The 16,434-nt window shown below is 65.6% G+C and carries 14 protein-coding genes; 5 read left to right on the top strand and 9 right to left on the bottom strand.

All coding sequences use genetic code 11. The features are described from left to right. Positions 1–209: 209 nt before the first annotated feature. The 3 genes from ABIR17_RS01375 to map form a co-directional block, all read right to left on the bottom strand. Positions 210–413, bottom strand: a complete 204-nt coding sequence (locus ABIR17_RS01375) for a cold-shock protein (protein ID WP_348002552.1) — start codon at positions 411–413, stop codon at positions 210–212. Positions 414–567: 154 nt separating this feature from the next. After that, complete coding sequence (gene ppgK / locus ABIR17_RS01370; RefSeq protein ID WP_348002551.1) at positions 568–1,329, bottom strand: polyphosphate--glucose phosphotransferase; 762 nt, start codon at positions 1,327–1,329, stop codon at positions 568–570. Between the two features lie 14 nt (positions 1,330–1,343). Beyond that, the gene (map, locus tag ABIR17_RS01365) at positions 1,344–2,228 is read right to left on the bottom strand and encodes a type I methionyl aminopeptidase (protein ID WP_348002550.1); all 885 of its coding nucleotides are present in this window, start codon (positions 2,226–2,228) and stop codon (positions 1,344–1,346) included. A 30-nt stretch (positions 2,229–2,258) separates the two neighbouring features. On the opposite strand from map, the gene ABIR17_RS01360 reads away from it, so the two are divergent. Next, the gene (locus tag ABIR17_RS01360) at positions 2,259–2,426 is read left to right on the top strand and encodes a methionine aminopeptidase (RefSeq protein ID WP_348002549.1); all 168 of its coding nucleotides are present in this window, start codon (positions 2,259–2,261) and stop codon (positions 2,424–2,426) included. Positions 2,427–2,437: 11 nt separating this feature from the next. Here the strand turns inward: ABIR17_RS01360 and panB are convergent, their stop codons facing one another. Further along, positions 2,438–3,253: a 3-methyl-2-oxobutanoate hydroxymethyltransferase gene (panB, locus tag ABIR17_RS01355; protein ID WP_348002548.1), complete on the bottom strand. Its 816-nt coding sequence runs from the start codon at positions 3,251–3,253 to the stop codon at positions 2,438–2,440. Positions 3,254–3,373: 120 nt separating this feature from the next. Next, complete coding sequence (locus ABIR17_RS01350; RefSeq protein WP_348002547.1) at positions 3,374–5,119, bottom strand: NAD+ synthase; 1,746 nt, start codon at positions 5,117–5,119, stop codon at positions 3,374–3,376. Positions 5,120–5,222: 103 nt separating this feature from the next. Here ABIR17_RS01350 and ABIR17_RS01345 point away from each other — a divergent pair, with 103 nt between their 5' ends. Together ABIR17_RS01345 and ABIR17_RS01340 are read left to right on the top strand one after the other, a co-directional pair. Beyond that, positions 5,223–6,560 (top strand): glutamine synthetase family protein, encoded by a 1,338-nt coding sequence (locus tag ABIR17_RS01345; protein WP_348002546.1) that lies wholly within the window; start codon positions 5,223–5,225, stop codon positions 6,558–6,560. A 49-nt stretch (positions 6,561–6,609) separates the two neighbouring features. Continuing rightward, on the top strand, positions 6,610–9,540 hold the full coding sequence (locus ABIR17_RS01340; RefSeq protein WP_348002545.1) for a bifunctional [glutamine synthetase] adenylyltransferase/[glutamine synthetase]-adenylyl-L-tyrosine phosphorylase: 2,931 nt from the start codon (positions 6,610–6,612) through the stop codon (positions 9,538–9,540). A 12-nt stretch (positions 9,541–9,552) separates the two neighbouring features. Here the strand turns inward: ABIR17_RS01340 and ABIR17_RS01335 are convergent, their stop codons facing one another. Continuing rightward, entirely contained in the window at positions 9,553–11,274 is a 1,722-nt protein-coding gene (locus tag ABIR17_RS01335) for a hypothetical protein (protein WP_348002544.1), read from the bottom strand. Next, positions 11,274–12,374 (bottom strand): hypothetical protein, encoded by a 1,101-nt coding sequence (locus ABIR17_RS01330; RefSeq protein WP_348002543.1) that lies wholly within the window; start codon positions 12,372–12,374, stop codon positions 11,274–11,276. Before ABIR17_RS01330 ends, ABIR17_RS01335 begins: the two co-directional genes overlap by 1 nt. Positions 12,375–12,674: 300 nt before the next feature. Here ABIR17_RS01330 and ABIR17_RS01325 point away from each other — a divergent pair, with 300 nt between their 5' ends. Then, on the top strand, positions 12,675–13,625 hold the full coding sequence (locus tag ABIR17_RS01325; RefSeq protein WP_348002542.1) for an ECF transporter S component: 951 nt from the start codon (positions 12,675–12,677) through the stop codon (positions 13,623–13,625). A gap of 113 nt (positions 13,626–13,738) precedes the next feature. Here the strand turns inward: ABIR17_RS01325 and glnA are convergent, their stop codons facing one another. Further along, positions 13,739–15,163, bottom strand: coding sequence for a type I glutamate--ammonia ligase (glnA, locus tag ABIR17_RS01320; RefSeq protein WP_348002566.1), 1,425 nt, complete (start codon positions 15,161–15,163; stop codon positions 13,739–13,741). Between the two features lie 154 nt (positions 15,164–15,317). Between glnA and ABIR17_RS01315 the strand changes: the two genes are divergently transcribed. Then, complete coding sequence (locus ABIR17_RS01315) at positions 15,318–15,731, top strand: RDD family protein (RefSeq protein WP_348002541.1); 414 nt, start codon at positions 15,318–15,320, stop codon at positions 15,729–15,731. Between the two features lie 4 nt (positions 15,732–15,735). Here the strand turns inward: ABIR17_RS01315 and ABIR17_RS01310 are convergent, their stop codons facing one another. Beyond that, on the bottom strand, positions 15,736–16,434 hold the full coding sequence (locus ABIR17_RS01310) for a DUF4191 family protein (protein ID WP_348002540.1): 699 nt from the start codon (positions 16,432–16,434) through the stop codon (positions 15,736–15,738).

Below are 16,434 nucleotides of genomic sequence, written 5' to 3'. Positions count from 1 at the left end.
AGGTCAGACAGACACCGTTGACGCGGCTCGCCGAGGTGTCGGGTAGACCGCAAGAGGGCTGCGGCAACGTAGTCCCGAGAGAGATGGCCGTCACGAATCCTTCGGGATTCGGACAGAACCCGGCGTATCGGCCGACCCGTTTGCACCCTCGCCCGCACAACGACGAATGCGCCGCCCCAGGAGGACGACGCATTCGTGAGGTGTGGTGGTCAGGCGATCTTGATGTTCGCGGCCTGCGGACCCTTGGGGCCTGCAGCAACCTCGAACGTGACCTTCTGGCCCTCTTCGAGGGACCGGTAGCCCGAAGCCTCGATGGCGGAGTAGTGGGCGAACAGATCCTGCGATCCGTCGTCCGGGACGATAAAGCCGAAACCCTTTTCGGCGTTGAACCACTTCACGGTTCCACTGGGCATTGCGTACTGCTTTCTTGGTGTTCGACTCCGTCGATAATCGGAGCAACTGTCATTGAAGGTAGCGGACCGGCGCAACGTTGTCAGTACCCCCGCCCGGAACTTCATCCAACCGAAATATAAGGTAATGACCCCGCTGGATGGTTGAACCGAGACCTCAGCGGCTTCGGGCGGCGAGCCAGGCTGCCCCGAGGATGCCGGCGTTGTTGCGATGGACGGCGGGCACGATCGGGGTGTTCAGTTTCAGAAGGGGCAAGAAGTCTTCAGATTGTTTCGACACCCCGCCCCCGACGACGAAGAGATCGGGCGAGAAGAGGGCCTCGACACGCGTGTAGTAGCGCTGCAGGCGTCGAGCCCAGGAGTGCCAACTCAGCCGCCCCCGTTCTTTCGCCGCATACGAAGCCCGGCTCTCGGCATCCCGGCCGTCGATTTCGAGGTGCCCGAGTTCGGTATTCGGAACCAGGGTGCCGTTGTAGAGCAGCGCGCTGCCGATGCCGGTGCCGAGGGTGGTGAGAATCACCAGGCCCTGATGACCCTTGGCTGCTCCGTAGTGCAATTCGGCAACCCCGGCTGCATCAGCGTCGTTAACGAACAGGATGTCGCGCTTGAGTGCCTTCTCGAACAACTTCTCAGCTTCGAGGCCGATCCACTTCTTCGAGACATTCGCGGCAGACATCGTGCGCCCGTTGAGAACGACCGCCGGAAAGCACACTCCGACCGGAAGGTCGGCGCCGGTCTTCCCGAACTGATTGACCATCTTGACGACTTCGGCGACGATCGCGTTCGGCTCGCCTCCCGACGGTGTCGCTACCTTCAGCCGGTCACTGATCAGCTCACCGGAAGTCAGATCGACGGCAGCGCCCTTGATGCCGCTGCCGCCGATGTCGATCCCGATCGCTCGCGTCGTCGTCGTCGCCATGGAAGCATCTTGCCTCACGGAAGGGTCAGGATCTCGGCGCCCCGCTCGGTCACCACGATCGTGTGCTCGAACTGCGCGGTGAGGCTGCGATCACGTGTCACAACTGTCCAGCCGTCGGCCCACTCGTCCCACGCCACCGTGCCCGGTGCCTCGGGAGTCCCGAGGGTCAACATCGGCTCGATGGTGAAGACCATTCCCGGTTCCAAGATCGTCGAGTACGCCGGAGCGGCGTCGTAGTGCGGCACGACCAGTCCCGAGTGGAAGACCTCGCCGACGCCGTGGCCGGTGTAGTCGCGCACCACGCCATATCCGAAGCGTCGTGCATAACTTTCGATCGCGCGGCCGATCACGTTGATCTCGCGGCCCGGTGCGATCGACCGAATGCCGCGCTGCATCGCTTCATGGGTGCGCTCGATGAGGTCGGCCGCCTCGCGGGTGACATCGCCGACGGGGAACGCCGCACACAGGTCGCCGTGCATGCCGTCCTTGAACGCCGTGATGTCGATCTTGATGATGTCGCCTTCGATCAGCGCCGTGTCATCCGGGATGCCGTGGCAGATCACCTCGTTGATCGACGTGCAGATTGAGTGGGGGAACCCGCGATAGCCCAGCGCCGAGGGGTAGGCGTCGCGGGCGATGAGGAACTCGTGGCCGATGGCATCCAACTCGTCGGTCGTCACGCCGGGGCGGATCGCACGTCCGACAGCCTCGACTGCTTGGGACGCGATGCGTCCGGCGGTGCGGATGCGCTCGATCTGGCCCGCGTCGTAGTGGTCGTCGCCGTCGTAGCGCCGAGGTCCCGGGCGGCCGACGTACTCGGGACGCGGGATGACGCTGGGCACCTGCCGCGATGGCCCGACGAGCCCCGAGGTGAGGTGACCCAACGCATCCCGAGGCATCTTTCGAGAGTAGCGGCGTAGGCTCGTTGCATGACTGACTGGTGGTACAACCACAAGACCGGTGAGGTTGAAGAGGGACCGCAGTCTCTCGGATCCGAGCGTGACGGCCCGTACGCGAGCCGTGAGGATGCCGCCCGCGCTCCCGAGATCGCGCAAGAGCGCGCTCGGGCCTGGGCTGCCGACGACTCAGACGAGTAAGTCTCCCGAACTCAGTCGTAGAAGTGCTCGGGGGCCGGGTAGGCACCTGACGCGACGTCTTTCGCCCACTCGGTTGCGGCATCCGTCAGCACTCCGGCGAGGTCGGCGTACTGCTTCACGAACTTCGGGATGCGACCGGTCGTGAGCCCCGCCCAGTCCGTCCAGACGAGTAACTGACCGTCGCAGTGTGGCCCGGCGCCGACGCTGATCGTCGGGATGGACAGTTCGGCGGTGACACGTTTGGCGGCCTCGGCCGGCACCATTTCGAGGACGACGGCGAATGCCCCGGCGTCCTCGACGGCGCGCGCATCGGCGAGCAGGGCCTCGACACCGCTGTCACCGCGACCCTGGATGACGTGACCGCCCAGCTGGTGCTCGCTCTGCGGGGTGAAGCCGATATGAGCCATGACCGGGATGCCGGCCGACACGATGCGCCGGATCTGCTCGGCACTGCGGACGCCGCCCTCGAGTTTCACCGCGTGAGCGCCGGTCTCTTTCATGAAACGGAACGCGGTGTGCAGAGCCTCATCTGCGGACGTCTCGTACGAACCGAACGGCATGTCGGCGACCACGAAAGCGCGCTTCACCGCCCCCGCCACCCCGCGGGTGAGCGGGATGAGGTCATCGATCGTGACCGGGACCGTGGTGTCGTAGCCGAGCACGTTGTTGCCGGCCGAGTCACCGACCAGGAGGAAGTCGATGCCCGCCTTGTCGAAGATCGCTGCGGTGAGCATGTCGTACGACGTGAGTCCGGTGATCTTGATGCCGGTCTGTTTCGCGTTACTGAAATGCCGAGTGCGAACGCGTTTGACGACCTCGTCTGCCATCCCGTCAGGTTAGTCGCTTTCCGTTTTCAGGAACTTGTGAGGCAGAAGTACACGGATGTTCACTCATCCAGCCCCGATCCGACCATCAGCAACACAATTTCCTGAAAACGGAGAGTCTCCTCAACCAGCCGGGCGGGAGGTGATCGGCAGGCGGCGGTCGCGGCCGAAGGCCATCCCCGAGACCTTCGGGCCGATTGCGCCCTGACGGCGCTTCCACTCCGACCGGTCGACCAGTTTGCAGACGAACTCGACGGTGGCACGGTCGATGCCCAGAGCGATGATGTCTTCGCGGCCGAGCCGCTTCGACACGTAGGCCTCGAGGATGTCGTCGAGCAACTCGTACGGCGGCAGGGTGTCTTGGTCGGTCTGATCGGGCCGCAGTTCGGCGCTGGGGGGCTTCGTGATCGAGTTCTCGGGGATGGGTGGGGTCTCGCCGTTCGCAGCGGCATGTTCGTTGCGCCAGGTCGCCAGTTCCCAGACCAGCATCTTGGGAACATCCTTGATGGGCGCAAACCCTCCGGCCGAGTCGCCGTAGATCGTCGAGTACCCGACCGCAAGTTCGGTCTTGTTGCCGGTCGTGAGCACGAGGTGACCGTCCATGTTCGAGCGGGCCATCAGGATGATGCCTCGGATGCGCGCCTGAAGGTTTTCGGCGGCGACGCCATCCAATTTCAACTGGGTCTCGACCGGCGAGACCAGATCGGCGATCGCCTCGACCGAGTAGTGCAGGCCGATTCGCTCGGCGAGGTCGTCGGCGTCGGTGCGGGATCCTTCCGACGACCACTGCGAGGGCATCGAGATTCCGTAGACGTTCTCCGCCCCGAGTGCGTCGGCAGCAATCGCCGCGCACACGCTTGAGTCGATGCCACCCGAGAGCCCCAGGATGACCGAGCGGAAGCCGTTCTTGCGCACGTAGTCGCGCAGGCCGAGTACGAGGGCGTTCCAGAGCTGCTCGCGGTCGTCCGGAAGCACGGCGACATCCTTCGCCAGCTGCCCTGGGTCGTCGCTCCGCGCGGTGACCGCCACTCGGGTGACGTTGGCGGGGAGGTCGCCGTTGCCGGCCGGTGCGGGGTCGACGTCGACGACAAGCAGGTGTTCGACGAACTGGGGTGCCCTGCCCAGGATCGTGCCGTCGCCGTCGACGACAACGGAGTCGCCGTCGAAGACCAGGTCGTCCTGCCCGCCGACGATGTTGACGTAGGCGACGATCGTGTCAGTCTCGGTCGCGCGCCTGGTCACCAACGGCAGGCGCACCTCGTCCTTGTCGCGCTCGTACGGGGAGGCGTTCAGTACAAGAAGGAGGCCCGCATCGGCATCCAAAACTCGCGCTACGGGACCGCCGTCGCGCCAGAGGTCCTCACAGATGATGACCGCGACATCCACCCCTGCTGCGCCGTTGCGCCCGATCCGAAGCACGAGCAACTCGTCGCCCGGCACGAAGATGCGGTATTCGTCGAACACCGAGTAATTGGGCAGGTGGTGCTTGACGTACCGAGCGCGGATAGCTCCGCCCTGGATGACGCTGGCGCAGTTCTGGGCGATCGCGGTCGGAGCGTTGGAGGTGCCGAGCAGTCGCGGCTCGAACGGACCGTCGGGGTGGCCGACGATGACGACGAGGTCGCCGAGTCCTTCAGCGACGAGCCGCGCAGGCAAAGCGTCGACGGCGCTGCGTGCCGCCCGGAGGAAACTCGGTTGAGCAGCGAGGTCTTCGATCGGGTACCCGCTGACCGCCATCTCTCCGGTCAGCAGCAGGTCGGAACCGCGATTCCACGCCTCGTGGGCGGCGGCGACGATCTTCTCGATGTTGCCGTCGAAGTCCCCAACGAGGGGATTGGCCTGGCTGAGCGCCAATCGCAAGCGGGGCATGTTGCTAGCCTAATGACGACCCAGAGGGCCCGCGGAGCTGAGCTCGCGCGTGGTCGGTGGAGCGCCTGCGCCGCAGGAGCGGCGGCGCAGAAGGGAAACACAGTTGGACAAGCAACGCGACTTCGTTCTGCGGACCATCGAGGAGCGTGGAGTCAAGTTCGTACGCCTGTGGTTCACGGATGTCGTGGGCACGCTCAAGTCGGTCGCACTGGCGCCCGCTGAGGTCGAGGGTGCGTTCAACGAGGGCGTCGGATTCGACGGTTCCGCGATCGAGGGGCTGAGCCGCGCCTACGAGGCCGACATGCTCGCGCTGCCCGATCCATCCACTTTTCAGATTTTGCCGTGGCGCGGTGAGATCGACCCGACCGCCCGGATGTTCTGCGACATCACGACCCCTGACGGGCAGCCCGCGGTCTCCGACCCGCGCAACGTCCTGAAGCGCGCTCTCGCCTCCGCGGCAGAACGCGGCTTCACGTTCTACACGCACCCCGAAATCGAGTTCTACCTGCTCAAGTCGAGCAAGCTCAAGAACGGCCTGCCGCAGCCTGTCGACTCGGCCGGCTTCTTCGACAACGTGCCCGGTGGCACCGCGAACGATTTCCGTCGCCGTTCGGTGCGGATGCTCGAAGATCTCGGCATCTCGGTCGAGTTCTCGCACCACGAGGCCGGGCCCGGACAGAACGAGATCGATCTGCGCTACGCAGACGCCCTCACGACGGCCGACAACATCATGACCTTCCGCACGGTCGTGAAAGAGGTCGCGATCGAGCAGGGCGTCTACGCGACGTTCATGCCTAAGCCGCTCACCGCCCATCCGGGATCGGGGATGCACACCCACATGTCGCTCTTCGAGGGCGATTCGAACGCCTTCTTCGACCCCTCCGGGCAATACCAGCTGTCGACGATCGGTAAGCAGTTCGTCGCCGGGTTGCTCAAGCACGCTCCCGAGATCACGGCGGTCACGAACCAGTTCGTCAACTCGTACAAGCGCCTCTGGGGCGGCGACGAGGCTCCGAGCTACCTGACCTGGGGTCACAACAATCGTTCGGCGCTCATTCGCGTGCCGCTCTACAAGCCCGGCAAGGGCAACAGCGCCCGAATCGAATATCGGGCCCTCGACTCGGCCGCGAACCCGTACCTGGCGTTTGCGCTGCTGCTCGCGGCAGGGCTCAAGGGAATCGAGAACGGCTACGAGCTGCCTCCCGAGGCCGAGGGCGACGTCTGGGGGATGACTCCGGGCGAGCGCAAAGCGCTCGGCTACGGAAGCCTGCCGACCTCGCTCGACCACGCCCTGTCGTTGATGGAGGAGAGCGAACTCGTCGCTGACACTCTGGGCGAGCAAGTCTTCGAGTACGTGCTCGCGAACAAGCGGCGGGAGTGGGCCGGCTACCGGGCCCAGGTGACACCGTTCGAACTCGAGAGCAACCTCGAGATTCTCTAATTTCGAGGGACAGCAGCGAACCTCCCGCCGAAGCGGGGAGAGCACCACAATGACGCGGACGACGACGACGCTGACCGAGCTGGCACGGCTCGGTTTTGCCAACCTCGACGCTGCCCACGACGCGCTAGCCGACATTGCACCGGATGTCATCCCCGCATTCGCTGTTGCGGCGGATCCTGACCAGGCGTTACGGCTGCTCGGGGTGTTGCGGGCCGCCGAACCGAAGGCTGTCGCCGCACTGCTGAAGGATCCCGGGGCGACGGGACGTCTCATCCGGGTTCTCGGTGCTTCGGCCGGCCTCGCCGGTTTCCTCGAACGGCACCCTCAGCGGCTCGCGGTGCTGCGTGACCCGCTCACCGCCCCCGTGGACTCCGAGGCAGTCACCGCCACTCTGACCGCATCCACCGAGGGCCTCGTCGGAGAACCCGCATGGAACGCCCTACGCATCGCGTACCGCTCCGAACTCGTGCGCTTGGCTGCCTGGGACCTCTCGCAGCCTGACGGCCTTCAGGTGGTCGACCGCGTGGCAGCGGGTCTCGCCGATCTCGCGGGTGCGGCACTCGACGCCGCGCTCGAGGTGGCGCGGCGCTCACTGTGCCAGCCACCCGCCGCGAATGCGACGGCGAAGTTCCCTCCCGAGGAGGTCGCCGCCACGCCGCTCGCGATCATCGGCATGGGCAAGTCCGGGGCGCGCGAGCTGAACTACCTGAGCGACGTCGACGTCATCTTTGTGACCGACGGGGGAGACCGCGAGGTCGATATCGCGACCGCGCTGGCTCGCGAGACGATGCGTGGCATCGCGGAGCTCGCGCTCGAGCCGCCACTGTGGGAGGTGGATGCCAACCTTCGCCCCGAAGGCCAAGACGGCGCCCTCGTGCGCACGCTCGAATCTCATCTCGCCTATTACCAACGCTGGGCGAAGTCGTGGGAATTCCAGGCGCTGCTCAAAGCCCGTCCTCTCGCCGGCGACCGCGAACTGGGGGAGCGTTACGTCGACGGCCTCGCACCGCTGGTCTGGTCGAGCGCCACTCGCGAGAACTTCGTCGAGTCGGTGCAGGGAATGCGCGAGCGCGTGACGGCCCACATTCCGCCGGACGAGGTCGACATCCAGCTGAAACTCGGGCCAGGCGGTCTGCGCGACGTCGAGTTCACGATCCAGTTGCTGCAACTCGTGCACGGCCACGCCGACCCCGGCGTGCGACAGCGTGCGACTCTCGACGCTCTGCTCGCGCTGGCCGAGAACGGCTACATCGGTCGCGTCGAGGCCGCCGACTTCGCCCGTGACTACCGGTTCCTGCGGCTGCTCGAGCACCGAATCCAGCTCTCCCGCATGCGGCGCACGCACCTGATGCCGCGCGACGAACAGCAGTTGCGCGTGCTGGCCCGTGCGTCGGGCGTCGCGACCTCGGCCGACGGCGTCATCGCCGCCTGGCAGAAGGTCAAGCACGAGGTGCGCACGCTGCATGAGCGGCTGTTCTACCGGCCGCTGCTCTCGGCCGTGGCAGCCCTTCCCGACGACGGCTACACCCTCACCAGTGAGCAGGCCGAGGCCCGTCTCGCGGCGATCGGATTCCGGGATGCCCGCGGCGCCCTGCACCACATCGCGGCGCTGACCGCGGGGGTGTCGCGTCGTGCGCAGATTCAGCGCAACCTGCTGCCGGTGATGTTGCAGTGGTTCGCCGAGGGGGCGGATCCGGATGGCGGGCTGCTGGCCTTCCGCCGACTCTCCGACGACCTGGGCGAGGCCTACTGGTTCCTGCGCCTCATGCGCGACTCCTCGGGCGCGGGGCACCGGCTGACGCAGGTGCTCTCGGGCTCAAAGTTCGTCGCTGTGCTTCTTGAACGCATCCCAGACGCGGTCGCCTGGCTCGAGAACGACGGCGAACTCGTGCCGCGATCATCCACTCTGCTGTTGGAGGAGACCGCCGCGACTGTCGCTCGCCACTGGGACGATCTGGATGCCGCCGCCGTCGCCCTGCGCACCGCTCGCCGGCGCGAGGTGCTGCGGCTCGCCCTCGGCGCCATCCTGGGTGTCGTCAGTGTGGAAGAACTCGGCACGGCCCTCAGCGACATCAACTCAGCGATGCTGACCGGAGTGCTCGCACTCGTACACCGCTACGGCGACGGCATCGAGTTCGGCATCATCGCGATGGGCCGTTACGGCGGGGAAGAGCTTGGCTTCGGCAGCGACGCCGACGTCATGTACGTCTACCGGGCGGCGGGGCTCGAAGCCGAAGAGGCGCAACGTCGCGCCGAACACATCGTGCACGAAATCCAGCGCCTCACCGAAGATCTGCGCCTTCCGTTCGACCTCGACATCGGGTTGCGCCCCGAAGGCAGGAACGGTGCCATTGCTCGGTCGCTCGACTCATACCGGGCCTATTACGCGCGCTGGTCGCTCACCTGGGAGGCGCAGGCGCTCCTCCGAGCCCGCGGTGCCGTCGGCGACCCGCAACTGCTCGCCGACTTCGAGTCGCTGGCCGACGAGATCCGCTACCCGGTGGAGATCGCGCAGAACGACGTGCGGGAAGTACGGCGTATCAAAGCGCGCGTCGAATCCGAACGCCTGCCGCAGGGCGCTGACCCGGCCCGCCACCTCAAACTCGGTCGCGGCTCTCTCTCCGACGTCGAATGGTTCGTGCAACTGCTGCAGCTGCAGCACGGTGCCGCCGTCGACGGGCTGCGCACAACATCCACTCTTCGCGCCCTCGCGGCGGCGGTGGATGCCGGGCTGATCCCCGCGGCGGAAGCGGCGAAACTGCGGGCCGCGTGGATCATCGCCTCGCGGGCCAGATCGGCGATGACGCTGTGGACGGCGAAAACCGCCGACGTGCTGCCGACCGACCGCCAACAGCTCGAAGGCGTAGCCCGTCTGCTCGAGTACCCGCCCGGCAGCGCTTCGCAGCTCGAAGAGGACTACCTGCGCACCACCCGCCTCGCCCGCCAGGTGTTCGAGCGGCGGTTCTACGGCGAGAGCTGAGGCGTCTACGGGTCAGCGCCCGGTTGCTTCCCCAATCTCTGCCCGGCGGAAGTTCGCGGCCGCCCCGAATCCTTGCCAGACGAAGATCCGATCGAAGGCGATGTTGTCGCCGGTGGTCTCGGTCAGCGCCTCCATCGGCGTGCCACCCGTCGTCGGTGTCGCGACGCCCGCCGGGCAGTACAGGATGTTGGCGCCAGATCCGTAGACCGGATTGACACTCGTCCCGAGGAAGCAGCCTGACGCGCTCTCGCTCAACGTGACATCTTCACCGTACGAGCTCGTCGGCAAAGCGATGGTGTAGCAGTTGTTGATCGACTCTGACGAGCACCATTCGCCGTTGATGTCTTCCCACCGGGGGAAAGCCGACGGGTCAAGAGTGGCGTCGAGAAACCAGAGCGGGCTGTCGACGGTGGTCTCCAGGAGATAGTCGGTCGCTGTTTGAAAGGCCTGAAAGACGGCGCTGAACTTGAGCTTCGAGATCACGACGGCGAGTACCTCGACAACGAGATCAGCTCCGCGCGCTTCGAAGTCGGCTCCCGCGCTTTGGAGAAAGTCGGCGACCAGTACCTCGACCCGATCCATCGAAATTGCCGCCAGGCAGTCGGCGACGGAGCCAAAGGCAGCCATCGGATCGGTCAGCCGGATGGCATTGGCCGCGTCGACGACGCTCTGGCATTCGCGGAGCATGATCGACAGGGCAACGAAGCCGTCCAACGCGCTGACCGCATCACCCAGCACGATGTGCACGAGGCTGGACCCGAGCGCGTGCGACACGTTCGGAAGCGGGAAACTGACCAGGTGCTCACCGGCCGGAATCGCGGCGGCGGCCTGCTTGCTGATCAGAATCGTCGACTCGCCCCCGGCCCAGATGAAGCGTCGAGGGTCGAGGACATCGTCGCTCGGTACGCCGACGCTCGCGGACCATTCGAGCAGCGTGTCGATCCACTCGAGATCTTCCGCGTCCCAGCCGCTGGGTGCGATCGCCGTCGGGGTGACCGCACCCCCGAGTTCGATCGGATATCCGAAGCCGCGATTGGCCGCGGCGCGAACTCGCAACTGCTCGGGGTCATCTGGGTCAGTATCCGCACACGCGAGCACGCTGTTGTAGAGAGCATCATCGATCGTTGAGGTCACCGACTCGACCCACGGCGGCGGCTTCGATTCGCACTCGGGTGCCTCCGCCGAATTGCCCAGCAACTCATGGCTCGTGCGGAATAGCCATGGCCAGGCCTCGTCTTCCCACCACTTCTGCGGGTCCTCGACGACGTGGGCAACCTGGTCGGCGATCGTGGTTACGAACGCGATCGGGCCACCCAGAATCACCGACCACAGCGACAAGTGATCCACGGTTGCCGTGATCGATGCGTTGGCAATCTGGGTCGGAACCGGGACCCACACCGCGTAGTTCTCATCGAAGTAGGCGAACACGGCCGTCACGCCCGTCGGCAAGGGCTTCTCGAACTCGACCGCCAACTGCACCCCGCTTGCGGGCAGCGCGCCCGAAGCGGTGATTTCGAACGGTCGCCCCATCAGATAGCTGCCGGAGTAGACCTCCAGCGCGGCCTCGCCGGCCGCAGCTTCGTAGGCAGGATTTGCGACGGTCACCTCGACCCCATCGGCGGACGCGACGATGGTCGGCACGTACGGTCCAACCGTCGGTGTGCATCCCACCAGGAGGCTGCAGGCGACCATCAGCGCGCCGAGGGCGGCGATGACTCTGGTGCTGCGCGTCATCATTCGGGTGCCAGCCTTTCAAGACCGGGGAGATCCCAGCTCTTGACGGTGATGCTGAGCGCATCGGTCCCGTCCGGTTGACTCTGTCCCGACACCACGAAGTCGGCGTTCTCGGCGGTGAAGTAGGTATCGGAGGCGGTTACGACGGTCCACCCCCCTCGCGCGTCGTGCTCAAGCCACTCGCGGTAGACGCTGATGCGATTCGACGTCTCGAGTCCGAATGAGAAGGTCGGAGCCCGATCTGGAGTGCCCGAGGGAAGAAAATCGTAAGTCGTTCCGGCGAACCGGAATGCCATGCTGCTCGGACCGAGCGGGAGCAACTCGCTCCACGCCGGGGGAAGACCCGAGTCGGGAACGCCGCCCTCGGAGCCGCCGTACGTCAGGCTCAGGGTGAACTCGTCTCCGACCGGGAATGTGAACACGTTAGACGTCAGCGGTTCGCGGGGAAGCGAAGCCTCCCACGCGTCGACAGCAGCCTGGGTCGTGTCCGCCACGGTCATGTCGACGGCACGGACACTGCCGTCGAGCGCCACCGAGATCCGGGTGCTGCGGAGGGTCATCCCTCTCGGTTCTGGGATGTTACCGGGCCATGCGGATGGCGGCCCCCAGGTGGCCGCGGTCACCAGTCCGAAGTCTCGCGCCTCAGCAGCGGTGATCAGTCTCGAGCTCAGCAGCCACGGCATCCCGGACGTGTCTTCGGCTGCTTCTGCGGCCACGGCAACGTTGCTCAGCAGCTGCTCGATGGTGAACCCACCCGCCAGGAAACGTTCCCGCGTTGCGCCGAGGTCGGCGCCGAGCGGCCCGCGCCGGTAGGCCGCCACGCCGACCCCGATCAGGAAGGCCCCGTCGCCTTGATACGCGACAAGTTGCTCGATCGCAAAGCGGTCGTCGATGAAGGCCTCGCCGATGGCGATGTCCAGTGCGTCGTTGACAGAGATTCCGTCGGAGGCTGAGATGCGTTCGGCATCGGCCCAGAGTTCGGCCGACATCTCAGTGCCTACGACCTCGCCCCCGGGGGTCGATGCGGTCGCGCAGCTGGTGAGGCTCGCCGCCGCCATCGCGACGAGCAGGACGACAGGGAGGGCGCGGCGGTGCAGCATGAGGTTCTCCGGATGCGTCAAATGTCGGATGCTTCGAATATCGGTGAGGTGGACGTGCCGTGTCGGCAGCTCAGCAGACCCACTGCGGCCACTCCCACGGTAGGTCGGGCTCACCTGCCGACATCGTGCAGTGAGCACTTCCCGGACGAATCCGGACGCACGGCCCTCGGACGCTAGGGCCGATAGCATTCGTCAGCATCGAGAACGTCGGATCGGAGGAATACGGTGACGTCGGAATCCGAGATACGCGGCGAGACGCCCGCTTCCCCGAACGACGGCGCTTCGGAAAGTCTCGATCGCGTGGTCGAGGACTTGCAACGCTTTCGCATCGACGCGGGTGATGTGTCCTATAGCGAGCTCGCGTTGCGAATCGGCCAGCGCCGGGAAAGCAAGGGGTTCAGCCCCGCCGCGGCGCGGGTTGCCCGGTCGACCGTCTTCGACGCGTTCCAACTCGGCCGCCGCAGAATGAACGCCGCGCTCGTCGAAGAGATCGTTCTCGCATTGGGCTCAAGCGAGAACGAAGCGCGCGCCTGGCGCGAGCGGAGCCTGGCGGCGAGAGGGCAGGCGCTCGGCCATCCGGTGCGCACCGCGCCCGCGTCATCAGAGGCCGCGATCCGCCGCTCTCTCGTCGTGCTGATCATCGTCGGGTGCATCGGCATCAACCTATTCGGTGGCACCGTTGCCGTGCGGCTGCACCTCCCGCTCTTTCTCGACATGATCGGCACAGCGGCTGCCGCGATCGTCTTGGGGCCTTGGCGGGGTGCGCTGGTGGGCTTGGTGACCAACGTTCTGGGGGCGATGACTTCGACTCCGGAGACGATCTTCTTCGCACTCGTTAATATCGCGGGTGCCCTCGTTTGGGGATACGGATTCCGAAGGTTCGGGGCGGGGCGCAGCCTGATCCGTTTCCTCGGGCTGACCTGCGCGGTCGCTCTGGCGTGCACGATCGTGGCTGTTCCGATCACGGTGCTGCTGTACGACGGCGTCTCCGGGCACCCGACGGATTCGCTGATCCTCGCCTGGCGGGCGGCCGAAGGACTTTGGGTTGCCGTCTTCTCGGCAAACTTCCTCGCATCCTTCGTCGACAAGTTGCTTGCTGGCTGTGCCGGACTGCTTCTTGCTGTTCTTCTCATGCGCCGAAGCCCGTTGGGCGTTGTGGTCTCCGGGATCAACGCGGGAATGCTGCCCCGGCCCGTTGGGCGTTCGATCGATTCCCGCCGCGCAACACGAACGTTCTCTGAGGAAGGCTGACTTCCCGAGCCGTTCATCCGCAGGCTCGCGTTGTCCGACCCACGAGGAACGCGAAGGGCCGCACCCCCGAAGGAGCGCGGCCCTGTGCCTACTACGTGAGGACGGCCTGCGGCCTAGACCCCGAAGTACAGCTCGTACTCGAAGGGGTGCGGACGCTGCGCGAAGGGAAGCAGTTCCTTCTCGCGCTTGTAGTCGATCCAGGTCTCGATCAGATCCTTCGTGAACACGCCGCCTTCAAGGAGGAAGTCGTAGTCGTTCTCGAGAGCGATCAGCGCCTCGCCGAGCGAACCGGGAACCTGGGGGATGCCCTTGGCTTCCTCGGGCGGCAGCTCGTAGAGGTCCTTGTCGACGGGCTCGTGCGGCTCGATCTTGTTCTTGATGCCGTCGATTCCGGCCATCAGCTGCACCGCGAACGCGAGGTACGGGTTACCGGAGGCGTCGGGCGCACGGAATTCGATGCGCTTGGCCTTCGGGTTGGTACCCGTGATCGGGATGCGGATGGATGCCGAACGGTTACCGGCCGAGTACACCAGGTTGACGGGGGCCTCGAAGCCGGGGATGAGCCGGTGGTAGGAGTTGACCGTCGGGTTGGTGAACGCGAGTACCGCGGGGGCGTGCTTGAGCAGGCCACCGATGTACCAGCGGGCGAGGTCGGAGAGTCCGCCGTAGCCCTTCTCGTCGTAGAACAGCGGCGTGCCGCCGTTCCACAGCGACTGGTGGGTGTGCATGCCCGAACCGTTGTCGCCCATGAGCGGCTTCGGCATGAAGGTCGCGACCTTGCCCCACTCGAGCGCCGTGTTCTTGACGATGTACTTGAACTTCAGGATGTCGTCCGCCGCGTGAACCATCGTGTCGAACTTGTAGTTGATCTCACCCTGGCCGGCGGTGCCGACCTCGTGGTGACCGCGCTCGACCTCGAGCCCGGCGTCGATCAGCTTGAGCATCATGTCGTCGCGAAGGTCGCCGTGCTTGTCGAGCGGGCTGACCGGAAAGTAGCCGCCCTTGTACGGGGTCTTGTTGGCGAGGTTGCCGCCCTCTTCGTGGGCACCCGTGTTCCAGGCGGCCTCGTCGGAGTCGACCTCGTAGAAGCTCTTGTTCTGTTTCACTTCGTAGCGCACGTCGTCGAAGATGTAGAACTCGGCCTCGGGAGCGAAGAACGCGGTGTCGGCGATCCCGGTCGATGCGAGGTACTTCTCGGCCTTCTTGGCAATCTGACGCGGGTCGCGGCCGTAGATCTCGCCGTTGCGCGGGTTGTAGATGTCGAAGACCAGGATGAGCGTGCGCTCGGTGCGGAACGGGTCGAGGTAGGCGGTCGAGATATCCGGGATGAGCTGCAGGTCGGATTCGTGGATCGACTGGAACCCGCGGATGCTCGAGCCGTCGAACATCTGTCCGACGGCAAAGAAGTCCTCATCGACGGTCGCAGCCGGGATGGTGAGGTGCTGCTGGATGCCGGGCAGGTCGGTGAATCGGATGTCGACGAACTTGACATCCGTGTCCTTGATGAACTTCAGCACCTCGGACGAGTTGTTGAACATGGGAGTGGACATAGGAGGTACTCCAAGAAAGGCGTTGCGGGCGTGACTGCAGGTCGCAGCCTCGGGACTGAGGCTATGTGAAGAGGGTTTCCCGACCGTAACGCCATTGTTTCGCGAATGTTACGAGCAGCCGGGGAGACCTTAAGCTTGAACCGTGAGCAACCCCGGTGAACAGCGCTGGCCGGGGGAGCGCTTGGGCCTTCCGCAGGCTGGTCCGCGCTCGATCGCGCGGGGTGGCAGACGCCTCGGCGCCCTCGCGATCGACTGGGCGATTGCCTACGGATTGTCGCTGGCGTTCTTCCCGACCGGGCCGTGGCAGACCGACGGATTTATCACGCTAGGCCTTTTCGCGGCAGAGCAGCTACTCTTCCTACTGGTGCTGAATGGCAGCGTTGGCCACCTCATCCTGCGCATGCGGGTCGTGCCGCTTCAGCCGGGAAAGCTGGGGCTGTGGCGTCCGTTCGTGCGCACGGCGCTGCTGTGCCTGTTCGTTCCGGCGCTGATTATGGATGCCGATCAGCGCGGCCTGCACGATCGTGCGGCAGCAACGCTGCTCGTCTGCGTGTGACCGCTTAGCGCGGACGCCCTGCCCTGACCCGCTGCGGGTCGATCCCCTTCGGGATGGGCAGTCCATTCTTGCCGAGCGACGAGAGCCGATTCGAGACCGCGTTGATCTCCGACTTAGTCAGCGCGCGCTTGAGGCGGCCGAGAGCCGGCACGATCTTGTGCAGTGCGGTCGAGGTGGGATCGGGTCCGACGTAGACGAAGCTGACCGGAACCTCGGGCAGGATGCGGCGCACGTTCGCGCGCTCCTTCTCCAGCATCGGCTGGGTGCGTGAGCGCGGACCCTCGCCGATCAGCACGACGCCGCCGCGGCCAACGGCGCGGTAGACGGCATCCTGCGACTTGTTGAAGTTGATCGGAATCTCGTTACCGATCCACGAGCGACGCAGCGAACTCTTCAGCACGGCGCCGACAGCGCCCGGCTGGCCCTCGATCTGCGAGAAGGCGGCTTTCTCGGCGCGTCGGCCCAGCACGATGAGAACCAGCAGCACGCCGGCGAGCAGCCCCGCAACGATGTACAGGATCATCGGCACGGCGTCGCCACGGCCGAGCACAATCCCGAGCACGATTCCCGTGCCGAGCGGTGCGAGCAGGGCCAGCAACAGGTACAGAACGATCGAGCTGTCGTAGCGGCGAGTCATCTGGAAGACCTGCCACATCTGACGGATGCGGCCTGGTTCCTTTTCGGGGGCGGTGGGGCGTGCCAT

This window comes from Pseudolysinimonas sp. (assembly GCF_039912695.1).
Taxonomy (GTDB): Bacteria; Actinomycetota; Actinomycetes; order Actinomycetales; family Microbacteriaceae; genus Pseudolysinimonas_A.
The sequence above is the reverse complement of the archived record's forward strand: the minus strand, read 5'-3'. Positions and strand labels throughout refer to the sequence as shown.